Raw genomic sequence first — 26,179 nt, 5'->3', positions numbered from 1 at the left:
GCCCGCCGCCGACCAGGCGGCTGAACCAGAAGCTGCTGAACCAGAGTCCGCCGACGCTGAAGCGGCCGAACCAGAGTCCATCGAGACCGAAGCCGACAAGGACGAGACCGACGAGTCGAACAGCTCGTAACCGGTCAAACCCGCGTCAGCTCATGTGATTTGACTGGTGCAGGTAGCGGCCGGTTGCGTACGCGCTGCGGCCACCAGAACCAGCGGCCCAGCAACGCCGCGATGGACGGTGTCATGAACGACCGCACGATCAGGGTGTCGAACAGCAGGCCCATGCCGATGGTGCTGCCCACCTGTCCCAGGATCACCAGCGCGCTCAGTCCGAAGGACAGCATGGTGAATGCGAACACCAGACCCGCCGAGGTGACGACGGCCCCGGTGCCGGCCATGGACCGGATGATGCCGGTCTTGATTCCCGCGTGGATCTCTTCTTTGAAGCGCGATACCAGCAGCAGGTTGTAGTCCGACCCGACCGCCAGAAGGATGATCACAGACATGGCCAGTATCATCCAATGTAGTTGCATGCCAAGGATGTACTGCCAGATCAGCACCGACAATCCGAACGAGGTGCCGAGCGACAGCAACACCGTGCCGACGATGATCGCCGAGGCGATGATGGCCCTGGTGATGATCAGCATGATGACGAAGATCAGAATCAGCGCCGATACGCCGGCGATCAGCAGGTCGTAGGTGGAGCCTTCCTTCATGTCTTTGGCGATCGCTGCGGTACCGGCGATGTAGATCTTCGAGTTCTCCAGCGGGGTGCCCTTGATCGCCTCGAAGGCCGCGTTGCGGATGGCGTTGACGTGCGAGATGCCCTCATCGGAGGCCGGGTCACCCTGGTGAGAGATGATGAACCGCACCGCTTTTCCGTCGGGGGAGAAGAACATGTTCATGCCCCGCTTGAAGTCGGCATTGTCGAAGACCTCCGGCGGCAGGTAGAACGAGTCGTCGTTCTTGGAACCGTCGAACGCCGCGCCCATCTGGTTGCCCGAGGACTGCGCGGCAGCCTGCTGGTCCTGCATGCCGGCCATGGTGCTGTGCATCGACAGCATCATGTTCTTCATGGTCCGCATCATCGCGACCATCGGCAGCATCAGCTTCTTCATCTTCGGCATGATGGCGTTGAGCTTGTCCATCTGCGGCACGATCTGGGCGATCAAGTCGCTCATCGTGTCGACGCCGTCCATCGCATCGAAGACCGAACGCAAGGACCAGCAGACCGGGATGTCGTAGCAGTGTGGTTCCCAGTACAGGTAGTTGCGCATCGGGCGCATGAAATCGTCGAAGTCAGCAATGTTGTAGAACAGTGAGTTCATCTGCGCCACCATGGCTTTCATGTCTGAAGTCATGGCGGAGGTGACGCCGGACATCTCGTCCATGATCACCATCATGGCGTCCATGGTGGTGATCATGGTGTCCATCTGTTTGGCCATCACGGTCATGGTGTCCATCTGGCGCTGCATGTAGTCGCGGGTCATCTGCAGACCGACGGCCTGCATGCCCATTTGATACGGGATGGTGCTGTGGTCCAGTGGCGTGCCCAGCGGTCGGCTGATGGTCTGCACCCGGGCGATGCCCGGCGTGTGAAAGACGTTGCGCGCTATCCGTTCGATGATCAGCATGTCGGTCGAGTTGCGCAGGTCGTGGGTTGACTCCAGCATCAACAGTTCGGGATTCATCCGGGCTTGGGAGAAGTGCCGGTCCGCAGCGGCGAAGCCCTGCATCGCCGAAACGTTGTCCGGCAAGAACTTTCGATCGTTGTAGCTCGTCTTGTAGCCGGGCAGGGCCAGCAGCCCGACCAGGGCCAGGGCACACGAGGCAGCCAGGATGGGTCCAGGCCAGCGAACCACTGCAGTACCGACTCGGCGCCAGCCACGGGTGCGGTGGGCGCGCTTGGACTCCAGGATCCCGAACCGGGTGAGTAGTACCAGAACGGCCGGTGCCATGGTCAACGCGGCCAGTACTGCTACCAGAATGCCGATGGCCAAAGGGATTCCGAGCGTCTGGAAGTAGGGCAACCGAGTGAAGCGCAGACAGAAGGTCGCGCCGGCGATGGTCAGGCCGGAGCCCAGAATGACATGCGCAGTCCCGCGATACATGGTGTAGAACGCGGTTTCCTTGTCCTCACCGTGGTGACGGGCTTCGTGGTAGCGCCCCAGGACGAAGATAGCGTAGTCGGTGCCCGCCGCAATGGCCAGCATGGTCAGCAGGTTCACCGAGAACGTGGACAACCCGATCAGCTGGTAATGGCCCAGCGCGGCAACCACGCCTCGTCCCGCGGCGACCTCGAGGCCGACCAAGAACAGCACCACAAAAACCGTTGCCACGCTGCGGTACACGATGAACAGGCTGACCAGGATCACCACCATGGTCAGCGCGGTGACGATCTTGAGGCTCTTGTCGCCAGCGTCGTGCTGATCGGCGATCAGTGCAGTGGTACCGGTGACGTAGACGTGCAGACCGGGTGGTTTCGGCGTGCTGTCGATGAGATGCCGGACCGCCGCGATCGAGTCGTTGGCCAGCGGCTCACCTTGATTGCCGGCGAGATTCAGTTGGACGTAGGTAGCTTTGCCGTCTTCGCTCTGGGCGCTGGCCGCGGTGAGCGGGTCGCCCCAGAAGTCCTCGACGTGGGTGATGTGGGCGGGGTCGGCGCGGAACTTCGCGATCACGTCGGCGTAGTAGCGGTGTTCGGCGTCGCCGAGCCGGTGGTCGGCTTCGAGTACCACCATGGCCGATGCATCCGAATTAGACTCCTGGAACACCCTTCCGATGTGCGTCATGGCCTGCATCGACGGTGCCGATGACGGACTGAGCGATACGGACTGTTCCTGGCCGACGACCTCGAGCGAGGGCACCGCCACGGACAGCACCACCGCCAGTGCGATCCAGCCCAGAAATATCGGTAGGGCGAGGGTGTGGATTACCCGTGGGATCAGCGGCTTCTGGTCTGCGGCGACGCTGATGCGATCTGCGTCCGCAACCCGCTGGGCGCTCATGCCGACTTCACCATGCAGAAGGTGAACGCGTCCACGCCTTCGGAGTTGTTCTCGGCCTTGACCTTTCCGTCCACGGTGATCCGGCAGCTGATGTTGTGGGCGGTGCCCTGGGCCAGCAGATTGGGGCTGGCCGATGGCGAGGTGGTGGTCAAGGTCAAGGTCCAAGGCAGCGGTACATCGACGGCGTGTTGCGGATTTGCCGCCAGGTCAAGGTAATTGATGGTTGCGGCCGAACCGGCCGGGCCGAACACCTCGTAGGTGACCTGCTTGGGGTTGAACGGTGGCGGATCATTGAGAATGCCTGATCCCTCACGGGTGATCTCGGTGTCCGATCCGAACACCCCGTAGAGCCGGTAGACGACGAAGCCGCCCAGCGCCACTGACACCAGAACGAGCAGCGGCAGCCAGTACCGCAGCACTCTGCGCAACATGGGGATCCTGCCTCTCGTCGGAGTATCCCGGGGCGCTCCGGGGCAGATGCTCGGACCGGCTTACCGGAATATGGATTCCTATCTTTCTGCTGCGCCCTGCGAATGGCAAGCCTTCGGGGACGTGTTGAACAATCTCGTCAGCTCGTTTAGTATCGGAATCGATATTCGCATTCGCATGAGGGGATATGAGGATGGCCGAAGCATCGGCAGCCACGCCCACCGGCCGTCGTGCGTTGATTGTCGGGCTGGGTATCAGCGGCATGGCCAGCGCTATCCGGCTGCGCCAAATCGGTTGGACGCCAGTGGTTGTGGAACGCTCACCGGGTCGCCGGACGGGTGGCTACTTCGTCGGCATCTTCGGCTCCGGGCGTGCCGCAGCACGCCGCCTTGGGGTCGCCGAGTACCTGCACGACCGCACGCCGACCGGGAGCGTCTTTGACTATGACCGCCGGGGGAACCGGCGTGTCGGGCTGAGTTTCGCCGATCTACCAGGCGAGGCCTGGGCGGCATTGCGTGGTGACGTCGAGGATGCGGCGTTCCAGGCCCTACCGGTCGATGTGGAGATCAGATATTCGACCGTGCCGACCAAGATCGACCAGTTCGGCGGCGGTGTCTCTGTGACGTTGTCCAACACCGCAGACGGGTCCGTTGTCACCGAGGACTTCGACCTGGTCATCGGAGCCGACGGGCTGCGTTCGACCGTCCGTTGCCTGGAGTTCGGGCCGCACGAGCGTTACCTGCGCCGGCTGAATCACATGATCGCTACCTTCGAATTGCCGGACAAGCTCAGCGATCTGGCCATCGGCGATGGCGCGTGGCTGATGGAGGCGGGCCGCTCGATGATCGTCTACCCGTTCAAGGACCACACGCCTACGGCGCTGCTGACCTACCGCACTGACGATGTCGACGCCGAGTTCACCGAACCTCCCGCCGTCCGGCTGCGAAAAGTGTTCGGCGGCAAGCCACTGGGCCGGCTGCTCACCGAGGTGATCGAGGCCTTCGAGGTGGCCGACCAGTATCTGTTCGACTCGGTCGAGCAGGTACACATGGACAGCTGGCACGACCGTCGCGTGGTGCTGGTCGGCGACGCTGCCTGGTGCGAGACGCTGTACTCGGGCCTGGGTGTTTCGTCGGCGCTGGCCGGCCCGGATTTGTTGGGCACCATGATCGATCGCTACCCGGGCGACCTGAACCGCGCGCTCATCGAATGGGAGCGGCAACTGCGCCCGTACATGCACGCTTATCAGCGTTTCGGGGTGAAGCAGCGGTTCTTCTTCAGTCCGGACAACTGGGTCGAATTGACCCTGCGCAAGGGCATGGCCCGGCTGCGTGGGATGAAACTGGCCCGTCCACTGTTCGAACGAATCGCGCACGGCAGCAAGGCATCTCGCGTCAAAGATCACGACATCGCGGCAGCCTGAGGTGGCCGGGTCATCGCTAACCCGAGATTCGAATATTCGGGCAGTAGGCTCTTCAGTTGTGAAGCCAGCGCAATCCGGGGTGCGTCCGCCGCAGCAGGCCCGCAGTCGGGCGGCGCTGGAGCGGTTGCTGGCGTCGGCCGAGTATGTGCTGGTCAATGAAGGGATTGACGAGTTCACCATCGCGCGGGTTGCCGAGCACGCGGGCGTTTCGGTAGGTGGTGTGTACCGGCGCTTTGAAGGCAAGGAACAGCTACTCGATGCAGTCCGCCAGGAGTTGCTGGCGCGCGTGGAAGCCGCCGTGCTGACCGCACTCGACGGCGCCGGGTCGTCCCTCAAGAGTGTCGTCGATGCGTTCGTCGGTGCTTTGGGGGCGACCCTGTCGGACAGCGGTCGGGTGATTCCCGCAATTATCGCCGGCGGCTACAACGCCGATGCCCCCGTGCAGGGCCTGCGCACGGTCGGTCTCCTGCAGGCGAGGTTCGTGGCAGCGGCGGCACCGTACGCCAAGCAGATTCGTCATCCTGAGCCGCAGACCGCACTGCTCGTGGTGTTCCGCAATGCGATTTCCTATGGCGCGCACCGGGCGGCATCGCTGCAGATGTGGCCTGACGGCTTGACGTGGGAGCAGTGGTCCACCGAAATCACCGACATGTCAATGGCTTACCTGAAAGCCAAGCGCTGAACCGTTGGTAATCAGACCAATCCGAGTTGGCCGGTCTTGGACAGCACCCACAGTCCGATGGTGATGTAGACCGGCGGCACCAACCAGTGACCGCCTGCCTGAATGGCCGCGACCACGCGCCCATGGGTGACCAGGAGCGCTCCTGCCAGGCACCACACCGCCACGCACAATGCGAAAACCATTACTGTTAGTGCGATTTCAGCTGCCGACTGGGTGGCGAAAACTGGTGTGTAGGCGGCGACGTTGTCGCCGCCGTTGGCCACGGTGATGCCAACCACCCCAGCTAGGCCGGCCGCAACCGGGGTCGACGTCCGATCGTCGCGGTCCCGATCTCTGATCGCCATGGCCAGCCGGTATAGGCCCAGCGTCAGTGGGATGATGCCCAACAACCCCACCAAGCCGGGTCGGATCAGACTCAGGCCCCGCGATGCGGCCAGAGCGATCAGCACCAGCACCGTGATGCCCAGGTACTGGCCGATCCAGATGTCCCGGTGCCGTGGACGGTTCTCGGCGGCGCGGGATACGTTCAGCACGCTCAACACCACGATGTCGTCGACATTGGTGCCGGCGAACAGCCCCACCGCCGTTGCTGCCGCCTGGAGCGTCGGTGCCATGGCGAGCACCATAGGCGGTTGCACTATTCGGGCTTTGACTTGACGGCGGCGCGTCTCCTGTCAGGCGGCTGGGACGCGGCGTCGAGGCGGACGAGCGAGTTGATCAGGCGGCGTGTTGCGCGCCACCTCACAGTGTTCGCTGTCACTACTGATTCGGGCACCGTCGCGGCCACCGTCAGTGCTCACGTCGACTTTGGTACCCACGCCTCGCGAGAGTGAAAGTTGCTGGCGCCGCGAGTCAAATTGACTTGCCGGACAGGGAATATCCAGCCGGCTGACAGCGTCGTATAGTGGGCAACGTTAGCGTTGTTATTTGTATTTTTGTGTTCTTGTGGAGGTTGGTCATGGCCACGTTGAAGAAGATTGCATCGACAGCCGCAATGGCAGTTGGTCTGGGGGCCGCTGTCTTCGGTCTTGGTTCAGGTGTTGCGAGTGCCGCTCCGGCGATCGATCCGGGAATGATTTCGATGGATCACGGTTGGGGCGGCGGGGACGACTGGGATGGCCACGGGCACGGCGGCTGGCACGGGGGCGGCTGGCACGGCGGCGGTTGGGGCGGCGGTTGGGGCCCGAGCGTCTACATCACCCCGCCTTGCGTCACCGGTCCGTTCGGTTACGTCACCGCCTGCGCCTAGGCGTCCCTAAATAGCACGAAACTGCCGCCCGGCTCGCATCCCGCGGGCCGGAGCGGTGGTTTGTGTGAAGCGGCCTGTCCGGACCGTCGGTCTGTGACTCCGCGCCCATACGCAGTAGCCGCCGGGCTCTGGCGAATATGCGCTGAGGAGTACCTCGAACGTCAGTGGCTGATCTGGCGTGCCGTGTGAGGACTGAGGTGTGTCATGGTTTCCGGGGGTCAGGTCGAATCTCGGTTGTGGCGCAGCAGGATCAGCCGAACTCGGTGGCGACCCAAATCCTGCTTCGGAGCTGGTGCTGCTTCGGATTGTGTTGTCCACGTTGCCAGTTCAACCGTTCAGTGCCCGTAACGGCGTGACGGGAAAATCGTAAATCGCCACCTCTCGGCCAACGGCGCCGGTTGTTCGATCGGAGATTTCGAGGCGCGGGGTGAGCACTTCGCGAGCCCGTTTGTGGCGTTGGAACCGAAGGCCGCCATCAGACCAGCCCTTTCAATCCGGACTCCTGTCGAAGTCGGAAAGCGGAACCCGGGGCCACTAGTGGGCCTGTACTGTCAGGGCGTCCGACGGTTTGTGATCCCAAGTTTCGGGTACCCGTTGGATTCCGGTTCCCGCAGCTAAGGAGGAGAACGGTGGTCAAGAGTGGCGTTGTGGTCGGTGTCGCGGCCGCAGCCATGGTGCTGGCGGGAGTCGCCGGCTGTTCGAGCAATAAATCCAGCACGACTACGAGTTCGCCGAGTGCGGCCCCGGCCCCGCCTGGCCCGCAGGTAACTGTCGACGGTCAACAACAGAACGTCACCGGCGCTGTCACCTGCAAGACTGTTGACAACACCGTCACCATCGGTATCGGTGACGCGGCCAACGGCTTGGGCGCGGTGGTGAGTACGGATGACCCGCCGATCGTTCACGCGGTGGGCCTGGGCACCGTCAATGGTGTCGCACTGGGCTTTTCAGACGCCGCGCCCGACCAGGCGAGCAACGCCGGTGCTGCGGTGAGCAGCAAGTCGTACACGATCAAGGGCACCGCCAGCGGCACCGATATGAGCAACCCGCAGGCGCCGCAGCCGGTGACCAAGCCATTCGAAGTGGACGTGACGTGCCCCTGACAAACACTGCTGCCGTCGGCGGCCGCCCGGAAGGGAATCAACACCTATGTCCATGAAACGTGTCGCTGCGGCGGTAATCGCCAACGTGGGTATCTCGGCATTGACGCTCAACGGCGGGGTGGCCAACGCCTTCCCACTCGCGCCGCCGCCCTGCCCGCCGGGCCAGACCTGTCCCGGGGGACCCGGCGGATCCGGTGGCCAGGGTGGCTCCGGTAGCCAAGGTGGCTCCGGCGGTGGCGGCGGGAATTCCGAGGCGCCCAAATCTGAAGCGCCAGCGCCTAAGTCGCAAGCTCCTGAGACGCAAGCTCCGCAGACACAAGCTCCGCAGACACAAGCTCCCGAGACCCAGGCGCCGAAGTCTCAGGCACCGGAGACCCAGGCCCCTGCATCGCAGCCGCCCGCCTCACAGGCACCCGAGCACAGCGAGGCACCCAAGTCTCAGCCGTCGGAAGGCCCGCAGGGTGGTCCTTCGGGAGAGCCGGGCGGTTCGCCAACGCGCGGTGAGCATCCGGGTGAGACGCAGGGTTCGCATCCCGGAGCTCCATCGGAATCCGCACCGAACAATCCTGCGCCGAGCACTGAGCCTGGCGGGGACAGCCATCAGGGTCACGAGTCGAACGGTCCGAAGACCACGGCGCCGGCGAACCCGGCCGTCAACGACCGACGCCTAACCGAGGAGCGGGCGAGGGACAGCCAGCCGCCGCACCCGCCGTACATGCCACCGAGAGTCGAGATCGTCGAACGGGGCAATGCGCAGATTGGTGGCCCGACCGACCTCTCGGGTGGATTCGAGATCGTCGGCAAGGGTGCACCGCCGCCACCGCGCGAGCACATGTACGGCTGGGGTGACGGCCCGGCGCCAGGTGGACCGCCGCCGCACTGGGAAGGTCCGCCGCCGTCCGGTGGCTGGGACGGCCCGCCGCCTCCCGGGGGCTGGAACCGCAGGTGGGAGGGCCCGCCTGACCGCGATATCGACCATGGACGCCAGGACTTCGGCCCGTTCCAGTACAACACCTTCACCGTCGTTCCAGTCTTCAACTGGGAGTACGGGGGTTGGGGTTACTGGTTCTTCGGGCTGTGGGTGCCCCTCTTCTGACGTGGTGCAATCCGGCGGCGGCGCTTTCGGGCGTCGCCGCCGGATCGCGTTGAGTGTCGTCTCGGCCGGAACTGTCGGCTTAAGTTCGGTTCATGAATCGCAGATAGAACGCTCCGAAAACCAGCACGATCCCGACGTTGAGCAGCAGTCGCGGCCAGAACTGGTGACGGAACAGCAGGACGTCGAGACTGACGATGAGCGCGATCATCGTCAACGCATAAGCCACGAGCATCGCGGTTTTGCCCATGTGCCATGTTTACGCGACTCTGGCCGTATTTGGCAGTACTGACCCGCCAGTGCATCGGTAAGCGGCTCGCACATGGAAACCTGTCGGGCCGCTGAAAGTTAGTTTTGCACAACAATATTCGGCTGCTTTAGCTCCGTACAAAGAATCCGACGTGGCATTGAACCGGGTGGCCCGTCCGCATCGTGTACTTGTCGTGGGCGCGCAGTGCCGCGCGCCCGGAAACGGAGGAAACGAAAATGAGGCACAAACTGATTTCGGCAAGCTGCATGGTTGCCATCGCACTGACGGGCGCGGCGCCCGCATTCGCCGACCCCAACTCCCACGGCGCTAGCTGTCAGGCCAGTGCTGCCAGTCCAGGCAATTCCGCCACGTCACCTGGTTCGGTCCACAACGAACCCGGCATCAACAGCGTCGGTGGCGGTAAGGGCGGCGCGGCTTACAGCGCAGCGCAGGCCAACAACAACGGTGTTTCGCAATACGACATCTCATGCACCAGGGTGTCCACCAATACCAACAGCACCGGCGGCAACGTAGGCACGCCGATACAGGTCGCGTTGCCGAACCCGATGACGGGCCTGTCGACTGCGCTGACACCCAACAACTCACAGGCCACCCGTACGGCCAATGGAACGACTTCGCACACCGGCGCGGGCAAGTAGTCGCTGAACTGATCAGTTATGCGTGAGTCGGCGTGGCAAGCCCCGCCGATTGAATCGTCGCGGTCGTTAAGCCGGGCGAAGACGGCAGCGGCCTCGAATCCAGCTCTGGATCCGAGGCCGCATAGCGAGCCCCCCGTCGGGATTGAACCGACGACCTTCGCTTTACAAGAGCGGTGCTCTACCACTGAGCTAGGGAGGCGCTGCGGGTTTCAAGCGGTGTGAAACCGCATAAAGCCTAACCTGCCGGTGCCGACCTCCCGGCCCCGGCTCAGCTCGGCTGGCCGTTCTCGTCGATCACCCGCTGGGAGCTGACGACGCGCGATGTCCTCCGCGCCCGTTGCCGTCCCAGTGGGATGCGGCCGGCGATGTTGCTCAGCGGGTTGACCGTATCGCTGAGCACCAACACTGCGTCGTGCAACGCATCGACGGTTGGCGCCAGCGAAGCGAGCGTGTCGGCGACATCGGCGAGCTTGAGCAACGGGCTGGTCTCGGAGGCCAGGACATCCAGCAGCCCGTTCTCGGCGAGCAGCTGATCGACGAGTCCGCCCGGTGCGACAACCCGCGACAGCGCGCCGTCCTCATCGGTCATCCGGTCGATCAGACCGTCTTCGGCAATCACCTGATCGACCAGCCCGCCCGGTTTGAGGGCCTGGGTGATGGGTCCGGTCTCGGAAGTCAATCGGTCCAGCAGACCGCCCTCGGCGCTCAGCTTGTCGATGATTCCGCCGGGTTTCAGGGCCCGGGTGACCGGTCCGTTCTCGGTGGTCAGGCGGTCCAGCAAGCCACCTTCCGCCATCAGCTGGTCGACGACCCCGCCGGGCTGCAGCAGCCGGTTGAGTGGGCCGTCGGGTGCGATGGCGCGGCCGAGGGGAGCGTCGTCGTCGATCAGGTGGACCAGTCGGTTCAGCCGGTCCACGGCGTCGTCGATCCCGAGCGCGCGGGCCATGGAGTTGCCACCGCCCATCGAGCTGGCCCCGCCCAGGCCCTTCTCCATGGCGCTGAGGGTGTCACCGGCAATGCTCAGCCCGATATCAGCGACCGCCATTCCGATCCGGACCGGCGCGGCAGCGAGGTCGCTGAGGGTTTTGCCGAGATTCATGGAAGCAGTCTATGGCGGTGGACAGCCCTATATGGCCGGTCTCAGATGGTGCGTTGATCAACTGCCGGGCGCTGGAAAATCGAAGCTGGAAGGTAGCTGAATGACTCACAGCATGTTCACAGTGGTTGGGCAGGGATAATTTAAGGCCTTCCCTGACTATGTGAATATGGCCATGGCTGCAATTCCTGAGGCGACCCCCGAGGCGCGGGTCCTGGTTGTTGATGACGAGGCGAACATCGTCGAACTGCTCTCGGTGAGCCTGAAGTTCCAGGGCTTCGAGGTGCACACCGCGTCCAACGGTCCGGCGGCGCTGGACAAGGCACGCGAGATCAAACCCGATGCGGTGATTCTGGACGTGATGATGCCCGGCATGGACGGGTTCGGCGTGCTGCGCCGTATGCGTGCCGACGGGGTGGATGCCCCAGCCCTGTTCCTCACTGCACGAGATAGCTTGCAGGACAAGGTTGCTGGGCTGACACTCGGCGGCGACGACTACGTCACCAAGCCATTCAGCCTCGAAGAGGTCGTGGCCCGGCTGCGTGTCATCCTTCGGCGTTCCGGGCGCGGTGTCGAGGAGCCGCGCAGCGCGCGACTGACCTTCGCCGACATCGAACTGGACGAGGACACCCATGAGGTATGGAAGGCCGGCGAACCGGTCTCCCTTTCGCCGACCGAGTTCACCTTGCTGCGGTACTTCATCATCAATGCCGGCACCGTGTTGTCGAAGCCGAAGATTCTCGACCACGTGTGGCGCTACGACTTCGGCGGTGACGTGAACGTTGTCGAGTCCTACGTGTCCTACCTGCGTCGCAAGATCGACACCGGCGAGAAGCGGCTGCTGCACACCTTGCGTGGCGTCGGGTACGTGCTGCGCGAGCCGCGGTGATGAGCGCTTGCGCGAAGAACAGTCAAGCGTGAGCTGAGCGCTTGCGCGAAGAACAGTCAAGCGTGAGCTGAGCGCTTGCGCGAAGAGCAGACGAGTCAGCTGACATATCCGGGACACCATCGCCAACAATGGGGGTATGACAAGCCTGCGAAGCCGCGGCATCCCGTTGCGGGTGGGTCTGGTCGCAGCGACGCTGCTGCTGGCCGCATGTGGCCTGCTCGCTTCCGGCGTTGCTGTCACCTCCATCATGCTGCACAGCCTGATCAACAGGGTCGATCAGACGCTGCTGGACGCCTCGCGTAGTTGGGCGCAGGCCCCGCGTCGGGTGCCGGTTGCCCCGATCGAGGGACCGAACCCCGCCCGTCCGCCCTCGAATTTCTACGTCCGCGGCATCGACCCTGACGGCCGGGTCTGGATGGCGGTCAACGACCGGGACGCCGAGCCCGCCCTGCCCGACAGCAACGACGTGGGACCGGTTCCGGTCACGGTCGGTTCCATTCACAATTCCGACGTCAAGTGGCGCGCCATGACGGTTTACGGGCCGGGCGGCGACCTGACCACCGTCGCGATCGACCTTTCGGATGTGTCCTCGACCGTGCGGGCGCTGGCCTGGTCGCAGGTCGGCATCGGAGCGGCAGTGCTGCTGGTGCTGGGCATCGCCGGCTATCTCGTTGTTCATCGGAGCCTGCGTCCACTGGTAGAGGTGGAGGAAACCGCGGCGGCGATCGCCTCGGGCCAACTCGATCGTCGTGTTCCGGAACGGGACCCGCGCACCGAGGTGGGCCGATTGTCGTCGGCGCTCAACGGAATGCTGGCGCAGATTCAGGACGCGGTGGCGTCCTCGGAGCAGTCGGCGGACACCGCGCGCACCTCCGAAGACCGGATGCGCCGTTTCATCACCGACGCGAGCCATGAATTGCGAACCCCGCTGACCACCATTCGTGGGTTCGCCGAGCTGTACCGGCAGGGAGCTGCACGCGACGTCGAGATGCTGATGAGCCGGATCGAGAGCGAGGCCCGTCGGATGGGCCTGTTGGTCGAGGACCTGCTGCTGCTGGCCCGCATGGATCAGCAGCGGCCACTGGAACGGCGCCGGGTCGATCTACTGACCCTGGCCAGCGACGCGGTCCACGACGCCCAGGCCATCGCGCCGCGGCGCACAGTCGCGATGACGGTGTTCGACGGGCCGGGCATCCCAGAGGTCATCGGCGACGAAGCCCGATTGCGTCAGGTGCTGAGCAACCTCATGGCCAACGCCCTGCAGCACACCCCAGAAGCCACAGGCATTACCTTGCGGGTCGGCACTGAAGGCAACAACGCCGTGCTGGAGGTGGCCGACGAGGGGCCAGGCATGTCGAGCGAAGATGCGCAGCGAATCTTCGAGCGGTTCTACCGCGCCGATTCGTCTCGCGCCCGCACCAGCGGTGGCAGCGGCCTGGGCTTGTCCATCGTGGCCTCCCTGGTGCGTGCCCACGGTGGCACCGTCACCGTGACGACGGCACCCGGTGACGGGTGCCGGTTCACCGTCAGGCTGCCGCGCATCATCGACGGCGGCTCGGGATCAGCCGAGGGCAGCGATGATCTTGGCCTGAGCCTCGTCGAGTGATTCCGGTGACGGATTGCGGTCGACATGCATGAACCCGAAGTCGGACAGATTGCGGGCCGGGAACACGTGCACGTGCAAGTGCGGCACCTCCAGCCCGGCGATGATCACCCCGGCCCGAGGCGCGTCGAAGGCCGTGCAGACGGCTCGGCCGATGCGCTGGGACACCGCCATGACCTTGTTGAAGAGCTCTGGTTCGAGGTCCTGCCAGTTGTCGACCTCGGCACGCGGAACGACGAGCGTATGTCCCTGTGTCATAGGCTCGATGGTCAAGAAGGCAACAATGTCGTCGTCCTCGTAGACGAATCGGCCCGGCAATTCTCGATTGATGATCATGGAAAACACGGACGGCATGAGCAAGAGCATGCCACGCCCGCTGCACGCTCAGTGCGCTGTCAGGGCGCCCAGGAACTTCCCAGTCGCGCAGCAGAGCAGTGGCAGCTTGCTCGGACACCGTGGTTGATGTGACCGACCTCGCCGATGCTGGTACGGCAGGGGTAGCTGCACGCGATTGCACTTCGGAAGCCGGTGGGAGTCTGACCGCCGGATATGTCCTCGACATCGTCATCCCCGTGTACAACGAGGAACGTGCGCTGCCTGGCTGCATTCGCCGCTTGCATGATTTCCTGGCCGCGGAAGTGCCGTACCCGGCGCGAATCACGGTGGCCGACAACGCCAGTATCGACAGCACCCTCGAGGTAGCCCGGCAGGTTGCGGCCGAATTCGACAACGTCGAGGTGCTGCACCTGGACCGCAAGGGCCGCGGCGGGGCGTTGTACGCCGCATGGATGGCATCGCAGGCTGAAGTGGTGGCCTACATGGATGTCGACCTGTCCACCGACCTGGCCGCATTGATGCCATTGGTGGCGCCGCTGATCTCCGGACACTCGGACATCGCGATCGGCTCCAGGCTGGCCGCATCATCCCGGGTGGTGCGTGGCCCGAAGCGCGAATTCATCTCGCGCTCATACAATTTGATGCTCCGCACGCTGATGGGTGCGCAGTTCTCCGACGCTCAGTGCGGGTTCAAGGCGGTGCGTACCGAAGTTGCCCGCCGACTGCTTCCGCTGGTCGCCGATACCGGTTGGTTTTTCGACACCGAACTGCTGGTGATCGCCGAGCGAGCCGGTCTGCGCATCCACGAGGTGCCGGTCGACTGGGTCGACGATCCCGATTCCCGCGTGGACATCATCAAGACCGCAGTCGACGATCTCAAGGGCTGCTGGCGGGTGGGCCGGGCGCTGGCCACCGGCGAGTTGCCGGTGCGCGAGTTGCAGGCCAGCCTCGGCCGGGAACCGTTGGTGCCGGGCGTGCCGATCGGGATGGTCGGCCAGATGGTCCGGTTCACCATTGTCGGTGTGCTCAGCACCGTCTCGTACGCGCTGCTGTTCCTGCTGCTTCACCCGCTGATGGGTGCGCAGACCGCGAACCTGTCGGCACTGCTGCTGACGGCGGTCGCCAACACCACGGCCAACCGGGCGTTCACCTTCGGGGTGCGGGGAAGACGCGGCGTGGCCCGGCATCAAATCCAAGGTCTGGTGGTGTTCTTCTTCGGCCTGGCCATCACGAGTGGATCGCTGCTGGTGCTGCACCACTTCGGGCTGACCAAGGACCGCGTCGTCGAACTCTCGGTGCTGGTGGTGGCCAACCTGGTTGCCACGCTGGTCCGATTTGTCGCGCTGCGCCGGGTCTTCGGGGCGCACCGGCACAGGGAATCTTTGTAGCCCCGTCGAGACTGCGCTTGTATGTCACCAAGCGCACTCGCGCCGATCTATTTGATCAGTCCGGCCAGTTCTTCGACGGTCCACGGCGGTGACGGGTTGTGGTCCCGGTAGGTGATGAATCCCGGTGTCTGCCTGGCGAATTCACCGACAAACCCACCCGCGGCGATGAAAATCCGGCCGGTCACGTCGGACGCCAGTGAGCTGGCCAGGTAGGTGTAGGTCGGTGCCACATACTCCGCGGGAGCGGCATCCAGCGCGCCGGCCATGCTGACGTCATCGAGCAGGCCACGGTGGTTGAGCTCGGCGATCTGCGCCTCATAGTCAGGTCCCGTCGACAGCCGGGTTTTGGCGCCCGGACACACCACGTTGGCCCGCACGCCGTGTTCTTTCAGTTCGGCCGCGATGGCCAGGGTGAGGCCGTTGACCGCGCCCTTGCCAGCGGGATATCCGGTGCCGCCGTAGTCGCCGAGGAACGCGAAAGAGCTTGTGTTGATGATGGATCCGCCACCTTGGGCCACCATCTTCGGTGCCGCGGCGCGGCAGGTCTCGAATGTGGTGTTCAGGTGCGCGTCGAGCAAGTCGTGAAACTGTGCGCTGGTCACGTTCAGGATCGATGAGCCGAGCGGTTCGGCGGTGCCCGCGCAGTTGATCAGGATGTCGATCTGCCCGAACTCGGTGACGCAGGCATCGATCAAGGCATCGGCAACGGCCGGGTCGGCGGGTGATCCGGTGAACCCGACAGCCTTCGAAATTCCTTGTGCGGCTTGACTTACCGCGTCGGAATCGCGTCCGTTGACCACCACTCCCGCGCCGTGGGCGGCGAGCAACTCGGCCACTGCCAGGCCCACGCCGCGGGAACCGCCGACAACGACGGCCCCGCGGCCGGACAGCAACCTGCTAATTTGTGGCCTCTTCGAACTTCATGGCCTCCAGGTTCCAGTACCCGCGCAGGTTGGTGATCAGGCCGGCGTCGTTGACCTTGTAGGTGAACACGCCGCGCACCGTGGCGGTGAACCCGTTCGGGAACTTGGTGCACAGCACCAGGATGTAGGCGATCTCGTCGGGCGAGCTGGACGGGAAGGTCTCCTCACAGGTGACCGTCAGCTGGTTGGGCCCAATGTTGCTGTCGTAGAAGGCCGCCAGTGCCTCTTTGCCTTTGACACCGGTGCCGTCGGGGTTGGTGACGGCTTCGCCGATCGGGTCCTCGACGACGATGTCGTCGGCCATCAGGGCCAGCCAGCCCTCGCGGTCGTGGGTCTGCACACAGCGCCACGAGGTCTGCGATGCGATGACAACGGGATTGTCGGACAAGGGTTTTCCTCTCCTATACGCCGAAACGGTATTCCAGCAGGTGGTTACTCGACCTTTTCCTGCTGGAATACCGTTTCGCGGGCAAGTGGTTAGCGGTCGGCGTCGGTGTAGCGGATTACGCCGCGGATGTTGCGTCCTTCCAGCATGTCCTTGTAGCCGTCGTTGATCTGCTCCAGCTTGTACTGCCGGGTCACCATGTCGTCCAGGTTGAGCCGGCCGGCCTTGTACATCGACAGCAGCTGCGGGATGTCGTGGTGCGGGTTGCCGCCACCGAAGATGGTGCCCTGCAGGCGCTTCTGCAGCAGCGTCAGCATCGACAGGTTCAGTTTGACATCGTTGCTGGCCATGTTGGCGACCGCGGTGGCCACCACGGTGCCGCCCTTGGCGGTGATGTTCATGTAGTGGTCGATGTCCTCGCCCTTGAGCTCGCCCACGGTGACGATGGTCTTGTGTGCCATCCGGCCCTGGGTGACCTCGGCGACACCGGCCATCGCGCTGAAGATGTCGGGGTAGGCGTGCGTGGCGCCGAACTTGAGCGCGTTGTCGCGTTTGAACTCAACGGGATCCACCGCGAAGACGTTGCGGGCTCCGGCGTTCAGCGCGCCCTGCAGCGCGCCGGTGCCGACACCGCCGACACCCACGATGACGACGTCGTCACCGGGGCGCACATCGGCGCTGCGAACCGCCGAACCGTAGCCGGTGGTGACACCGCAACCCACGAGGCAGGCCACCTCGAACGGGATCGACGGGTCGATCTTCACAACCGAGCTCTTGTGCACCACCATGTACGGGCTGAAGGTGCCGAGCAGGGTCATCGGGATGACCGGCTGGCCGTTCTTGACGGCGTGCACGCGGTAGCTGCCGTCGGACACCGCGGTGCCGCCGAGTAGGCCCGCACCCAGGTCGCACAGGTTACGCAGGCCCTCCTGACACGCCGGACATTCACCGCAGGACGGGATGAACGACAGCACCACGTGGTCGCCGGGCTTGATGTGGTCGACGCCGGGGCCGACCTCGGTGACGATGCCGGCGCCCTCGTGGCCACCGAGTACCGGGAAGCCCGCCATCGGGATGTCGCCGGTCACCAGGTGGTGATCGGAGTGGCACATACCGGAGGCTTCCATCTGGATTTTGACCTCGTCCTTGACGGGGTCGCCGATCTCGATCTCCTCGATCGACCACGGCTGGTTGAACTCCCAGATCAGGGCGCCCTTTGTCTTCATCGTTGAATCCTTAGCTTGGATGGAAGGTCGGTACCTAAGTTACCTAGCTCACATAATGAACCATCTTGGGGTCCGAGTCACCAGATGGGTACCGGTGCCTGGCCCAGCGGGTAGTAACCCGGCAGTTTCTCGCCGGCCAGGCTGCGCTCGATGCGCGCCTGCATGCCTTTGGACAGCTTTCCGTTGGTCATCAGGTCCAGGTAGAGCTTCTGCACGTGACCGAAGTCGAAGAAGTCCCGCTGCCAGGCGATCTTCGGTTCCCCGTCGACATCCGCCAGCCGGAACCAGCTGCCGCCGATACCGTAGATTTCCTGCTCGGGTGCGCTGGCGTCATCGGGGTCGGTGACGACCTGCTTCCAGAAGCCGACGACCTCGCCCTGCTTGTCGTCGATGATCACCTTCTGGTACGGGTACTTCCAGCCTTCCAGGCCTTCCATCTCCAGTCCCAAGGCGATGTCGCGAATCTCGGCCTTGCCGATGCACATCACGTCTTCCTTGGGGCCGATGTTCCAGCCGTAGGTCGAGTCCTCGGTGTAGAAGTCCGCCATCGGCCGCCAGTCGCCGGCGGCCTCGGCGTCGCGGTTGATCTGCAGCCAGCGCTCGACCCAGTCTTCGAGCTGTTCGCGGGGGAATGACGTCATTGTCTAGTCCTTCTCGTTAGTCGGTTGTCTCAGAGGTGATTTCGCGGATGAACAGGGCCTGGGTGGGGCACATTTCGACGGCTCGCTCGATCTGGTCGCGGTCCTCGTCGGGCGGTGTCTGGTCGAGAATTTCGACGATGCCGCGCTTGGGCACGTTGAAGTAGTCGGGCGCTTCGAGAGAACACATGGCGTGCCCCTGGCACAGGTCGGCATCGACCTCGACGCGGTAGCTGCCCATGTCAGGCTCCGTTTTCCCCGGTCGCTGCGCTCTTGTCCGCCGCAGCGCGCCTCCGGTAGCGCACCTTGGCCGGACGGGCCAGTTGGACGACCATCTTGGAGTGGTCGTTCTGGTAGCTCTCGGCCGGCTGCGCCATCTCGAACTCGTACTCGCGCAACAGAACCGAGAAGATCGCTTTGATCTGCATCTGCGCGAACGCCGCGCCTACGCACCGGTGCTTGCCGGCGCCGAACGGGATCCAGGTCCACCTGTTGATCAGGTCCTCCTGGCGCGGTTTCTCGTAGCGGTCCGGATCGAAGGCATCCGGGTTGGGGAAGTCCTCGGGGATCCGGTTGGAGATCGCCGGCGAGGCGGCCACCATCTGACCCTTGTGGATCGGGTGTCCGGCAACCTCGAACTCGTCCTGGGCCACCCGCATCAGGATGATCAGCGGCGGATGCAGGCGCAGGGTCTCCTTCAGCGCGTTGTCCAGGTTGGGAATCTGACGCAGTGCATGGAAACTCACCTCCTGACCGTCGGCGTAGAGATCATCGAGCTCATGCTGCACCTTGGCGTAGAAGTCGGGATGACGCAGCAGCTCGATCATGGTCCACGACGAGGTGCCCGAGCTGGTGTGGTGCCCGGCGAACATCAGTGAGATGAACATGCCGGTGACCTCGTTGGCCGAGAAGCGCGGATTGCCTTCCTCGTCCTTGATCGAGACCAGCACGTCGAGCAGGTCGCGATCGCTCTTGTCGGTGGGCGGGTTGGCAATTCGGCCGTTCATGACCTCCTGCACCAACTCCACCAGGTTGGCCCGGGCTTCGTCTCGGATGCGGAAGCTCTCGATGGGCAGGTACGGATCCACGTAGCAGAGTGGATCGGTGCCGCGCTCCAGCAGGTGGTAGTAGTTCGCGAACCGCGAGTCGAGCTGATTGCGGAACTTGGGCCCGATCAGGCAGGCGGTCGAGGTGTAGATGGTCAGCTCGGAGAAGAACTCCAGCAGATCGATTTCACCTGAGTCACCCCAATTTTCGATCATCCGGCGCACTTCGTGCTCGATGGTCGCGGCGTGCCCCTTCATCTGCTCACCGCGCAGCGCGGTGTTGTGCAGCATCTCCGCGCGACGCTCCGGGTCGGCATCGAACACCACACCCTCGCCGAAGATCGGCGTCATGAACGGGTAGGCCTCGGCCTGGTTGAGTTCACTGTCGCTGGAACGGAAGAAGAATTCGTTGGCCTCGGCGCCGCTCAGCAGCACCACCTGCTTGCCGGCCAGCTGGAACCAGCCCACATCGCCGCATTCGTCGCGGATGCGCTGCATCAGGCCGATCGGGTCAGTACGGAACTCTTCCAGGTGGCCGTGCTCCTCCTCGCCACCTGAAACGCGCTGTACCTCTGAGGTTGTCGTCATTTGTTCTCCTTGCTCCTCGCGTCCGCGGGTTCCGGCATGCCGTCCTCGCCAAGCGCGAGCTTCTGGCGGTCTTTGGTGGTGGCGAGCGGAGCCTCGGGCTGAAGCTCCATGTTGGCGATGTAGCCGCCGCGCGGCGTCTCGGCGACGAAGGTGATGGCGCGCGCCAGGTCGGCGGCACGCAGGAAGTAGTCGTGCCGGGCCTGACCCCACTTGGCCCAATCTTCAAGGGCGGGGCCGATTTTCTCGGCCGGCAGGCTCCAGCCCATGGAGGTCATAGTGGGGCCGGGGTGCACGATCGAGGCCCGCACCCCGGTGCCTTCCAACTCCATCTGGAAGTTGGTCACCATGGCCACCAAGCCGGCCTTCGCCGCACCATAGGCACCCATGTGCGGACGCTGACGTAGTGCCACATCGGAGCCGACGAAGATCAGGTCGCCGCGCCGGCGCGCCACCATGCCCTCGACGACTGCGGTCGCCATCCGGTTGGCGCCGACCAGATGGATCTGAAGCTGCTCGGTGAAGTCCTCGGTGCTCATTTCGTGCAGCTTGCCGAAGTTGGTGTCACCGGCACCGGCGACCAGCACCTCGATGTCGCCCAGGGTGGCGGTGGCATCGGCGACGAACTTGGACACCGATTCGGGGTCGGTCACATCCAGCGGAAGCGCAATGGCTTCGCCGCCTTCGGCGGTGATCTGCTCGACGAGTTCCTGGCACTTCTCCACCCGGCGGGCGCCGAGCGCTACCGGGAAACCGTGGCGGGCCAGCTCGAGTGCGGTGGCGGCGCCGATACCCGACGACGCTCCGGCCACGATGGCCGGCCGGCGGGCGGGAAGGGGTTCGAAACGGGCCATTTAGGGTTGCCTCTCAGGGGTTTTGGCGGGTCTCAACAGGTTTTGTGCTGGGATCAGCGGGTCTGGACGGTGATCGGAAGGTGGGCGAAACCACGGACGCTGCTGGAGTGGACGCGGACGGCGCCCGCCTCATCCACCTCGTAGCCACGGATACGTTTGAACAACTCGGTCAGCGCCACGCGGGCCTCCATCCGGGCCAGGTGCGCGCCCAGGCAGAAGTGCGCGCCACTGCCGAAACTCACCAGCTTGGAACCGATGTCGCGGCCGATCCGGTACTCGTCGGGGTTCTCGAAAGCGCGCTCGTCGCGGTTGGCCGAACCGGCCAGCAGCACCAGCACGTCCCCGGCGGGGATGGTGGTGTCGTAGAACGTCAGGTCCTCGACCACGGCACGCGCCAGCAGCTGGCTGGAGGTGTCATAGCGCAGGGTCTCCTCGACCCACAGCGGAATGAGCTCGTGATCATCGAACACCGGCGCCAGCTGATCGGGGTTCTTGAAGCCCCAATATGCCGCGTTGGCAAGCAGTTTGGTGGTGGTCTCGTTGCCGGCCACCACCATGAGGAACAGGAAGGCCATGATCTCGTCGTCGGTGAGCTTGTCGCCGTCGATCTCGGCCTCCACCAGAGCCGAGGTGAGGTCGTCGGTCTGTGCCTTGCGGCGCTGCTTGACCATGTCGGCGTAGTACACCAGCAATTCACCGGACGCCGCGATGGCTGATTGGGGGACGTCGGCGACGCCGTCCTCGCGGTGCATGACACCGTCGGCCAGGGCGCGGATGCGCACCCGGTCTTCTTCCGGCACACCCATCAGCTCGCTGATGACGTCCATCGGAAGCTTGCCGGCAAAGTCGTCGACGTAGTCAAAGCTGTTGTTCTGCAACGCCTGATCAAGATGCTGGACCGCGATCTCGGTGACCCGGCCTTCCAGCTCGCGGATGCGCCGCGGGGTGAAGCCCTTGGACACCAGGGTGCGCAGCCGCAGATGAGCCGGATCGTCAAGGGCCAGGAAGGACATCACCCGGTGGGCTTCGTCGTTGCGGGAGATCGGGTCCAGGGAAACGCCGTGCTTGTTGGACAGCGAGGTGCTGTTGCGGAAGCCCTGCAGCACATCCTTGTGCCGGGACAGCGCCCAGAAGTTCAGGGTGTCGTTGCGGTAAAGCGGCGCCTCGTCGCGCAGTCGCCGGTAGTACGGGTACGGGTCCTCGTGAAAGTCGTAACTGTACGGATCGAGAACCAGCTCGCCCTGGGGCGAGCGAAGCGACGGGGGCTGGCCGGTGTCGGTCGTCATGTGTTGTCTCCCAGGTTGTTTCCGGCTGACTCAGCGGAGTCTCCGGCGGTGCTGCTCAAGATGAGGCCCACCGCATAAGACAGGCGATCGGCGATCTGGTGGTAGGTGTAGGCGCCGCTGCCGGCGTTGACCAGTGCGCCGAAGTAGGTCATCTCGAGGGCTGACGTGATGCGAGGGTCGACGTCGGGGCCGACCGCAGAGCGGATGCGGCGGTGAATCTCGCCGCCGATACGGTCGCGCACTTTGCGGACGGTCTCATCGTTGCCGGACAGCAAGGCGGCGGTGCAGGCTGCGGCGACCTCGGGTTCGTCGGCGACGACGAGGGCCAGGCTTCGCAGTGCCTGCTGAACTCGGCTGACCATGGGCTGGTTGACGTCGGTGAAGTACGGCACCCGCTTGACCATGTCCAGATAGACCTCGGCGATCAGGTGGTTCTTCGACGAGAAGTAGGTATACGCGGTGGCCGGCGCGACTTTGGCGCGTGCGGCCACGGCGCGCACTGTCAGGTCGGCGTACGACGACTCGCGCAGCATCTCCCGGCCGGCGACCAAGACTTTGCGGAACGTCTCTTCCTGTCGACGGTTGCGGGTCGGCTCACTGGGATCACTGTCGTCTGTGATCGCGAGCACTGCATCGCTGGACACATGTCCAAATTAGCCGATCGTTTGGCTGGTAGGCAAGATTGTGTTGAAAAATGCCTGTTCAACCGCAATGTATGGGTTAAACAATCGGCGCGATGAGTTCCGGCCCTTGCCACTCGCCACGGCGTGGGGCTATGGTTCGACTGAACGGAGTCGGACAGTTGTCCAGTTCAAATACATTGCTGGACCCCGTCCAGAGAGCAGGAGTGTTAGATGGCCTTGCTGGCTGATCGTGAAAGCCGCCTTCTCATCGACGGCAAACTGGTTGCGGGTTCGGGAGGCACGTTCCCGACCATCAATCCGGCGACCGAGGAGACCCTCGGTGTTGCGGCCGACGCGACCCTCGAAGACATGGGAGCGGCGATCGGTGCCGCGCGCCGGGCTTTCGACGAAACAGACTGGTCCACCAATGTGGAGCTACGGGTGCGCTGCTTGCGTCAGCTGCAGCAGGCCATGCGCGACCATTCGGAAGAACTGCGCGAGTTGACCATTGCCGAGGTCGGTGCACCCCGGATGCTCACCGCCGGCGCCCAATTGGATGGCCCGGTAGAGGATTTGAGCTTCGCCGCCGATACGGCGGAGAACTACCAGTGGACCACCGACCTGGGACACGCCACCCCGCAGGGCATTCCGACCAATCGAGTGATCGCGCGTGAGGCCGTTGGTGTCGTCGGTGCCATCACCCCGTGGAACTTCCCGCATCAGATCAACCTCGCCAAGGTCGGCCCGGCCCTGGCCGCGGGCAACACCTTGATCCTCAAGCCCGCGCCCGACACCCCGTGGGTTGCGGCTGTCCTGGGTGAGCTGATCGCCGAGCACACCGATTTCCCCGCCGGCGTGGTCAACATCATCACCTCCAGCGACCACGGTGTCGGCGCCCTGTTGTCGAAAGACCCTGGGGTGGACATGGTTTCGTTCACCGGCTCCACCGTCACCGGCCGCGCGGTGATGACCGACGCCGCCGTGACCATCAAGAAGGTGTTCCTCGAACTCGGCGGTAAGTCGGCGTTCCTGGTGCTCGACGACGCCGACCTGAACGGCGCCTGTGCCATGGCCGCGTTCACCGCTGCCATGCATGCCGGCCAGGGTTGCGCCATCACCACGCGTCTGGTGGTGCCACGCGCGAAGTACGACGAAGCAGTAGCCGCTGCTGCGGGAACCATGGGCGGCATCAAGCCAGGCGATCCGAACAGCCCTCGCACGGTCTGCGGCCCGGTTATCTCGGCTCGCCAGCGCGACCGCGTGCAGAGCTACCTGGACCTGGCCCTCCAAGAGGGCGGCAGCTTCGCCTGCGGTGGCGGACGTCCAGCGGACGCGGCTCGCGGTTTTTATATCGAGCCGACTGTGATTGCCGGACTGGACAATTCGGCGCGAGTTGCGCGCGAGGAGATCTTCGGCCCGGTGCTCACCGTCATCGCCCACGACGGTGACGACGACGCGGTCCGCATCGCCAACGACTCGCCGTACGGCCTGTCCGGCACGGTCTTCTCGTCCGATCCGGAGCGCGCCGCGGGTATCGCCGCCCGGATGCGGGTCGGCACCGTGAACGTCAACGGCGGCATCTGGTATTCCGCCGACGCCCCGTTCGGCGGCTACAAGCAGTCCGGCAACGGCCGGGAGATGGGCGTGGCCGGGTTCGAGGAGTACCTGGAGACCAAGTGCATCGCCACGCTGGCCACCTAACGGCCGAATCAGCCTGGGGGCACCTCCCGCTTGCGGGGGATTATCAGACGTAAATTCGCGAAAACCGTGCAATAACTGGCCATTCGGCGGGAAGGGAATCATGAGGTTTGAGAACAAAGTCGGGATTGTGACCGGCGCGGGCGGTGGCATCGGCCAGGCCTACGCCGAAGCGCTGGCCCGGGAGGGCGCCGCGGTCGTGGTCGCCGACATCAACGTTGAAGGCGCCGAGAAGGTCGCCGCCGGCATCAAGGCAGAAGGCGGCAACGCGCTCGCGGTGCGGGTCGACGTGTCCGACATCGACTCGGCCAAAGACATGGCTGCCCAAACGCTTGCAGAGTTCGGCGGCATTGACTACCTGGTCAACAACGCTGCGATCTTCGGTGGCATGAAGCTGGACTTCCTGCTGACCGTCGACTGGGACTACTACAAGAAGTTCATGAGCGTGAACCTCGACGGCGCGCTGGTGTGCACCCGCGCGGTCTACCGCAAGATGGCCAAGCGTGGCGGCGGCTCGATCGTCAACCAGTCCTCCACCGCCGCTTGGCTTTACGCCAACTACTACGGCCTGGCCAAGGTCGGCGTCAACGGCCTGACCCAGCAGCTGTCCCGCGAACTCGGCGGCCAGAACATCCGGATAAATGCCATCGCCCCGGGCCCCATCGACACCGAGGCCAACCGCACCACCACGCCGGCCGAGATGGTCGCCGACATCGTCAAGGGAATCCCGTTGTCCCGCATGGGCCAGCCGGAGGACCTGGTGGGCATGTGCCTGTTCCTGCTGTCCGACGAGGCCAAGTGGATCACCGGGCAGATCTTCAATGTCGACGGCGGACAGATCATCCGATCATGAGCGACCAGATCAAACTCGGTTACATCGGTCTGGGCAACCAGGGTGCGCCCATGGCCAAGCGGCTGGTCGAATGGCCCGGCGGCGTAATCGTTTTCGATGTGCGTACCGAGGCCATGACGCCGCTGGCCGAACTGGGCGCCACCTTGGCCGACAGCGTCGCCGATGTCGCCAAGGCCGACGTGATCAGTGTGACCGTGCTCAATGACGCGCAGGTGCGGGAGGTGGTGGGAGAGCTGGCCGAGCATGCCCAGCCCGGCACGGTGATCGCCATCCATTCCACCATCGAGCCGGACACAGCCGCGGAGTTGGCAGAGCAAGTGCGTCCCAAGGGAATCCGCATTGTCGATGCTCCGGTCAGCGGCGGCGCCGGCGCCGCCGAGAAGGGCGAGCTGGCCGTCATGGTCGGCGCCGACGACGACGCCTACGAGACGGTCAAGCCGGTGTTCAAGCAGTGGGCGTCCATGGTGGTCCGGGCCGGCGAGCCCGGTGCGGGAACTCGCATGAAGGTGGCGCGCAACATGCTCACCTTCATCGGATTCGCTGCCGCGTGTGAGACCCAGAAGCTGGCTGAGGCAGCGGGTATCGACCTGCAGAAGCTGGGGCGGGTGGTGCGGCACAGTGATGCACAAAGTGGCGGACCGGGCGCGATCATGGCCCGTGACGACACCAAACCGCTGACCCCCGACCACTTTCTGTACAACATGTTCATTCACACCCGTGGGTTGGCCGAGAAGGATCTTCGGTTGGCGCTCGGACTCGGCGAGGCGACCGGCGTGGACCTGCCGCTGGCCGAGATCGCACTGGCCAACCTCGCCGAGGGGCTCGGCGTACCCCACAAGCCGGAATAACGGGCA

Annotated in this window: 27 protein-coding genes and 1 tRNA gene; 12 read left to right on the top strand and 16 right to left on the bottom strand. The window is 64.4% G+C overall.

Going from position 1 to position 26,179, the window contains the following annotated elements; all coding sequences use genetic code 11:
* Window positions 1–134 precede the first annotated feature (134 nt).
* Both M2432_RS04070 and M2432_RS04065 read right to left on the bottom strand, forming a co-directional pair.
* Window positions 135–3,008, bottom strand: coding sequence for an RND family transporter (locus M2432_RS04070; RefSeq protein ID WP_280825475.1), 2,874 nt, complete (start codon window positions 3,006–3,008; stop codon window positions 135–137).
* Window positions 3,005–3,439, bottom strand: coding sequence for an MmpS family transport accessory protein (locus M2432_RS04065; protein ID WP_280825474.1), 435 nt, complete (start codon window positions 3,437–3,439; stop codon window positions 3,005–3,007). Before M2432_RS04065 ends, M2432_RS04070 begins: the two co-directional genes overlap by 4 nt.
* A gap of 191 nt (window positions 3,440–3,630) precedes the next feature.
* Between M2432_RS04065 and M2432_RS04060 the strand changes: the two genes are divergently transcribed.
* Window positions 3,631–4,860 carry an FAD-dependent monooxygenase gene (locus M2432_RS04060; protein ID WP_280825473.1) on the top strand — a complete coding sequence of 410 codons (1,230 nt, stop codon included), beginning with the start codon at window positions 3,631–3,633 and terminating at the stop codon, window positions 4,858–4,860.
* A 58-nt stretch (window positions 4,861–4,918) separates the two neighbouring features.
* On the top strand, window positions 4,919–5,542 hold the full coding sequence (locus M2432_RS04055) for a TetR/AcrR family transcriptional regulator (protein ID WP_280825472.1): 624 nt from the start codon (window positions 4,919–4,921) through the stop codon (window positions 5,540–5,542).
* Window positions 5,543–5,553: 11 nt separating this feature from the next.
* Here M2432_RS04055 and M2432_RS04050 read toward each other — a convergent pair whose 3' ends face one another.
* Entirely contained in the window at window positions 5,554–6,156 is a 603-nt protein-coding gene (locus tag M2432_RS04050; RefSeq protein WP_280825471.1) for a cadmium resistance transporter, read from the bottom strand.
* 344 nt (window positions 6,157–6,500) lie between these two features.
* On the opposite strand from M2432_RS04050, the gene M2432_RS04045 reads away from it, so the two are divergent.
* From M2432_RS04045 to M2432_RS04035, 3 genes are all read left to right on the top strand, one after another.
* Window positions 6,501–6,791 (top strand): hypothetical protein, encoded by a 291-nt coding sequence (locus M2432_RS04045; RefSeq protein ID WP_280825470.1) that lies wholly within the window; start codon window positions 6,501–6,503, stop codon window positions 6,789–6,791.
* A gap of 671 nt (window positions 6,792–7,462) precedes the next feature.
* The gene (locus M2432_RS04040; protein WP_280825740.1) at window positions 7,463–7,894 is read left to right on the top strand and encodes a lipoprotein LpqH; all 432 of its coding nucleotides are present in this window, start codon (window positions 7,463–7,465) and stop codon (window positions 7,892–7,894) included.
* A 46-nt stretch (window positions 7,895–7,940) separates the two neighbouring features.
* Complete coding sequence (locus M2432_RS04035) at window positions 7,941–8,990, top strand: MAP_0585 family protein (protein ID WP_348536292.1); 1,050 nt, start codon at window positions 7,941–7,943, stop codon at window positions 8,988–8,990.
* Window positions 8,991–9,069: 79 nt separating this feature from the next.
* Here the strand turns inward: M2432_RS04035 and M2432_RS04030 are convergent, their stop codons facing one another.
* Window positions 9,070–9,237 carry a hypothetical protein gene (locus tag M2432_RS04030; RefSeq protein ID WP_280825469.1) on the bottom strand — a complete coding sequence of 56 codons (168 nt, stop codon included), beginning with the start codon at window positions 9,235–9,237 and terminating at the stop codon, window positions 9,070–9,072.
* Window positions 9,238–9,473: 236 nt separating this feature from the next.
* Here M2432_RS04030 and M2432_RS04025 point away from each other — a divergent pair, with 236 nt between their 5' ends.
* A complete protein-coding gene (locus tag M2432_RS04025; RefSeq protein ID WP_280825468.1) occupies window positions 9,474–9,896 on the top strand; it encodes a hypothetical protein in 423 nt (140 codons plus the stop codon).
* Window positions 9,897–10,023: 127 nt separating this feature from the next.
* Here M2432_RS04025 and M2432_RS04020 read toward each other — a convergent pair.
* Window positions 10,024–10,095, bottom strand: a tRNA-Thr gene (locus tag M2432_RS04020).
* 69 nt (window positions 10,096–10,164) lie between these two features.
* The gene (locus M2432_RS04015) at window positions 10,165–10,995 is read right to left on the bottom strand and encodes a hypothetical protein (RefSeq protein ID WP_280825467.1); all 831 of its coding nucleotides are present in this window, start codon (window positions 10,993–10,995) and stop codon (window positions 10,165–10,167) included.
* Window positions 10,996–11,161: 166 nt separating this feature from the next.
* On the opposite strand from M2432_RS04015, the gene M2432_RS04010 reads away from it, so the two are divergent.
* Together M2432_RS04010 and M2432_RS04005 are read left to right on the top strand one after the other, a co-directional pair.
* Entirely contained in the window at window positions 11,162–11,881 is a 720-nt protein-coding gene (locus tag M2432_RS04010; RefSeq protein WP_280825466.1) for a response regulator transcription factor, read from the top strand.
* Between the two features lie 136 nt (window positions 11,882–12,017).
* On the top strand, window positions 12,018–13,487 hold the full coding sequence (locus M2432_RS04005; RefSeq protein WP_280825465.1) for a HAMP domain-containing sensor histidine kinase: 1,470 nt from the start codon (window positions 12,018–12,020) through the stop codon (window positions 13,485–13,487).
* Here the strand turns inward: M2432_RS04005 and M2432_RS04000 are convergent.
* Window positions 13,443–13,838, bottom strand: a complete 396-nt coding sequence (locus M2432_RS04000) for an HIT family protein (protein ID WP_280825464.1) — start codon at window positions 13,836–13,838, stop codon at window positions 13,443–13,445. The genes M2432_RS04005 and M2432_RS04000 overlap by 45 nt on opposite strands.
* Before the next feature lie 182 nt (window positions 13,839–14,020).
* Here M2432_RS04000 and M2432_RS03995 point away from each other — a divergent pair, with 182 nt between their 5' ends.
* Window positions 14,021–15,208, top strand: coding sequence for a bifunctional glycosyltransferase family 2/GtrA family protein (locus tag M2432_RS03995; protein ID WP_280825738.1), 1,188 nt, complete (start codon window positions 14,021–14,023; stop codon window positions 15,206–15,208).
* Window positions 15,209–15,255: 47 nt separating this feature from the next.
* Here the strand turns inward: M2432_RS03995 and M2432_RS03990 are convergent, their stop codons facing one another.
* From M2432_RS03990 to M2432_RS03950, 9 genes are all read right to left on the bottom strand, one after another.
* A complete protein-coding gene (locus M2432_RS03990; protein WP_280825463.1) occupies window positions 15,256–16,101 on the bottom strand; it encodes an SDR family oxidoreductase in 846 nt (281 codons plus the stop codon).
* Window positions 16,102–16,105: 4 nt separating this feature from the next.
* On the bottom strand, window positions 16,106–16,519 hold the full coding sequence (locus M2432_RS03985) for a ketosteroid isomerase family protein (RefSeq protein ID WP_280825462.1): 414 nt from the start codon (window positions 16,517–16,519) through the stop codon (window positions 16,106–16,108).
* 89 nt (window positions 16,520–16,608) lie between these two features.
* Window positions 16,609–17,742, bottom strand: a complete 1,134-nt coding sequence (locus M2432_RS03980) for an NDMA-dependent alcohol dehydrogenase (RefSeq protein ID WP_280825461.1) — start codon at window positions 17,740–17,742, stop codon at window positions 16,609–16,611.
* 77 nt (window positions 17,743–17,819) lie between these two features.
* A complete protein-coding gene (locus M2432_RS03975) occupies window positions 17,820–18,383 on the bottom strand; it encodes a nuclear transport factor 2 family protein (RefSeq protein ID WP_280825460.1) in 564 nt (187 codons plus the stop codon).
* A 16-nt stretch (window positions 18,384–18,399) separates the two neighbouring features.
* A complete protein-coding gene (locus M2432_RS03970; RefSeq protein ID WP_280825459.1) occupies window positions 18,400–18,621 on the bottom strand; it encodes a ferredoxin in 222 nt (73 codons plus the stop codon).
* Between the two features lies 1 nt (window position 18,622).
* Entirely contained in the window at window positions 18,623–20,014 is a 1,392-nt protein-coding gene (locus M2432_RS03965; protein WP_280825458.1) for a cytochrome P450, read from the bottom strand.
* The gene (locus M2432_RS03960; protein ID WP_280825457.1) at window positions 20,011–20,865 is read right to left on the bottom strand and encodes an SDR family oxidoreductase; all 855 of its coding nucleotides are present in this window, start codon (window positions 20,863–20,865) and stop codon (window positions 20,011–20,013) included. Before M2432_RS03960 ends, M2432_RS03965 begins: the two co-directional genes overlap by 4 nt.
* Before the next feature lie 53 nt (window positions 20,866–20,918).
* Window positions 20,919–22,151, bottom strand: a complete 1,233-nt coding sequence (locus M2432_RS03955; protein ID WP_280825456.1) for a cytochrome P450 — start codon at window positions 22,149–22,151, stop codon at window positions 20,919–20,921.
* Window positions 22,148–22,795 carry a TetR/AcrR family transcriptional regulator gene (locus tag M2432_RS03950; protein WP_280825455.1) on the bottom strand — a complete coding sequence of 216 codons (648 nt, stop codon included), beginning with the start codon at window positions 22,793–22,795 and terminating at the stop codon, window positions 22,148–22,150. Before M2432_RS03950 ends, M2432_RS03955 begins: the two co-directional genes overlap by 4 nt.
* A 210-nt stretch (window positions 22,796–23,005) precedes the next feature.
* Between M2432_RS03950 and M2432_RS03945 the strand changes: the two genes are divergently transcribed.
* From M2432_RS03945 to M2432_RS03935, 3 genes are all read left to right on the top strand, one after another.
* Entirely contained in the window at window positions 23,006–24,475 is a 1,470-nt protein-coding gene (locus M2432_RS03945; protein WP_280825454.1) for an aldehyde dehydrogenase, read from the top strand.
* A gap of 100 nt (window positions 24,476–24,575) precedes the next feature.
* Window positions 24,576–25,325: an SDR family oxidoreductase gene (locus M2432_RS03940; protein WP_280825453.1), complete on the top strand. Its 750-nt coding sequence runs from the start codon at window positions 24,576–24,578 to the stop codon at window positions 25,323–25,325.
* Complete coding sequence (locus M2432_RS03935; RefSeq protein WP_280825452.1) at window positions 25,322–26,173, top strand: NAD(P)-dependent oxidoreductase; 852 nt, start codon at window positions 25,322–25,324, stop codon at window positions 26,171–26,173. The genes M2432_RS03940 and M2432_RS03935 overlap by 4 nt, the downstream gene beginning before the upstream one ends.
* The last annotated feature ends 6 nt before the right edge of the window (window positions 26,174–26,179 follow it).

This window comes from Mycobacterium sp. OTB74, from assembly GCF_029892685.1.
GTDB lineage: Bacteria > Actinomycetota > Actinomycetes > Mycobacteriales > Mycobacteriaceae > Mycobacterium.
This window is presented reverse-complemented; position numbering and strand designations above follow the sequence as displayed.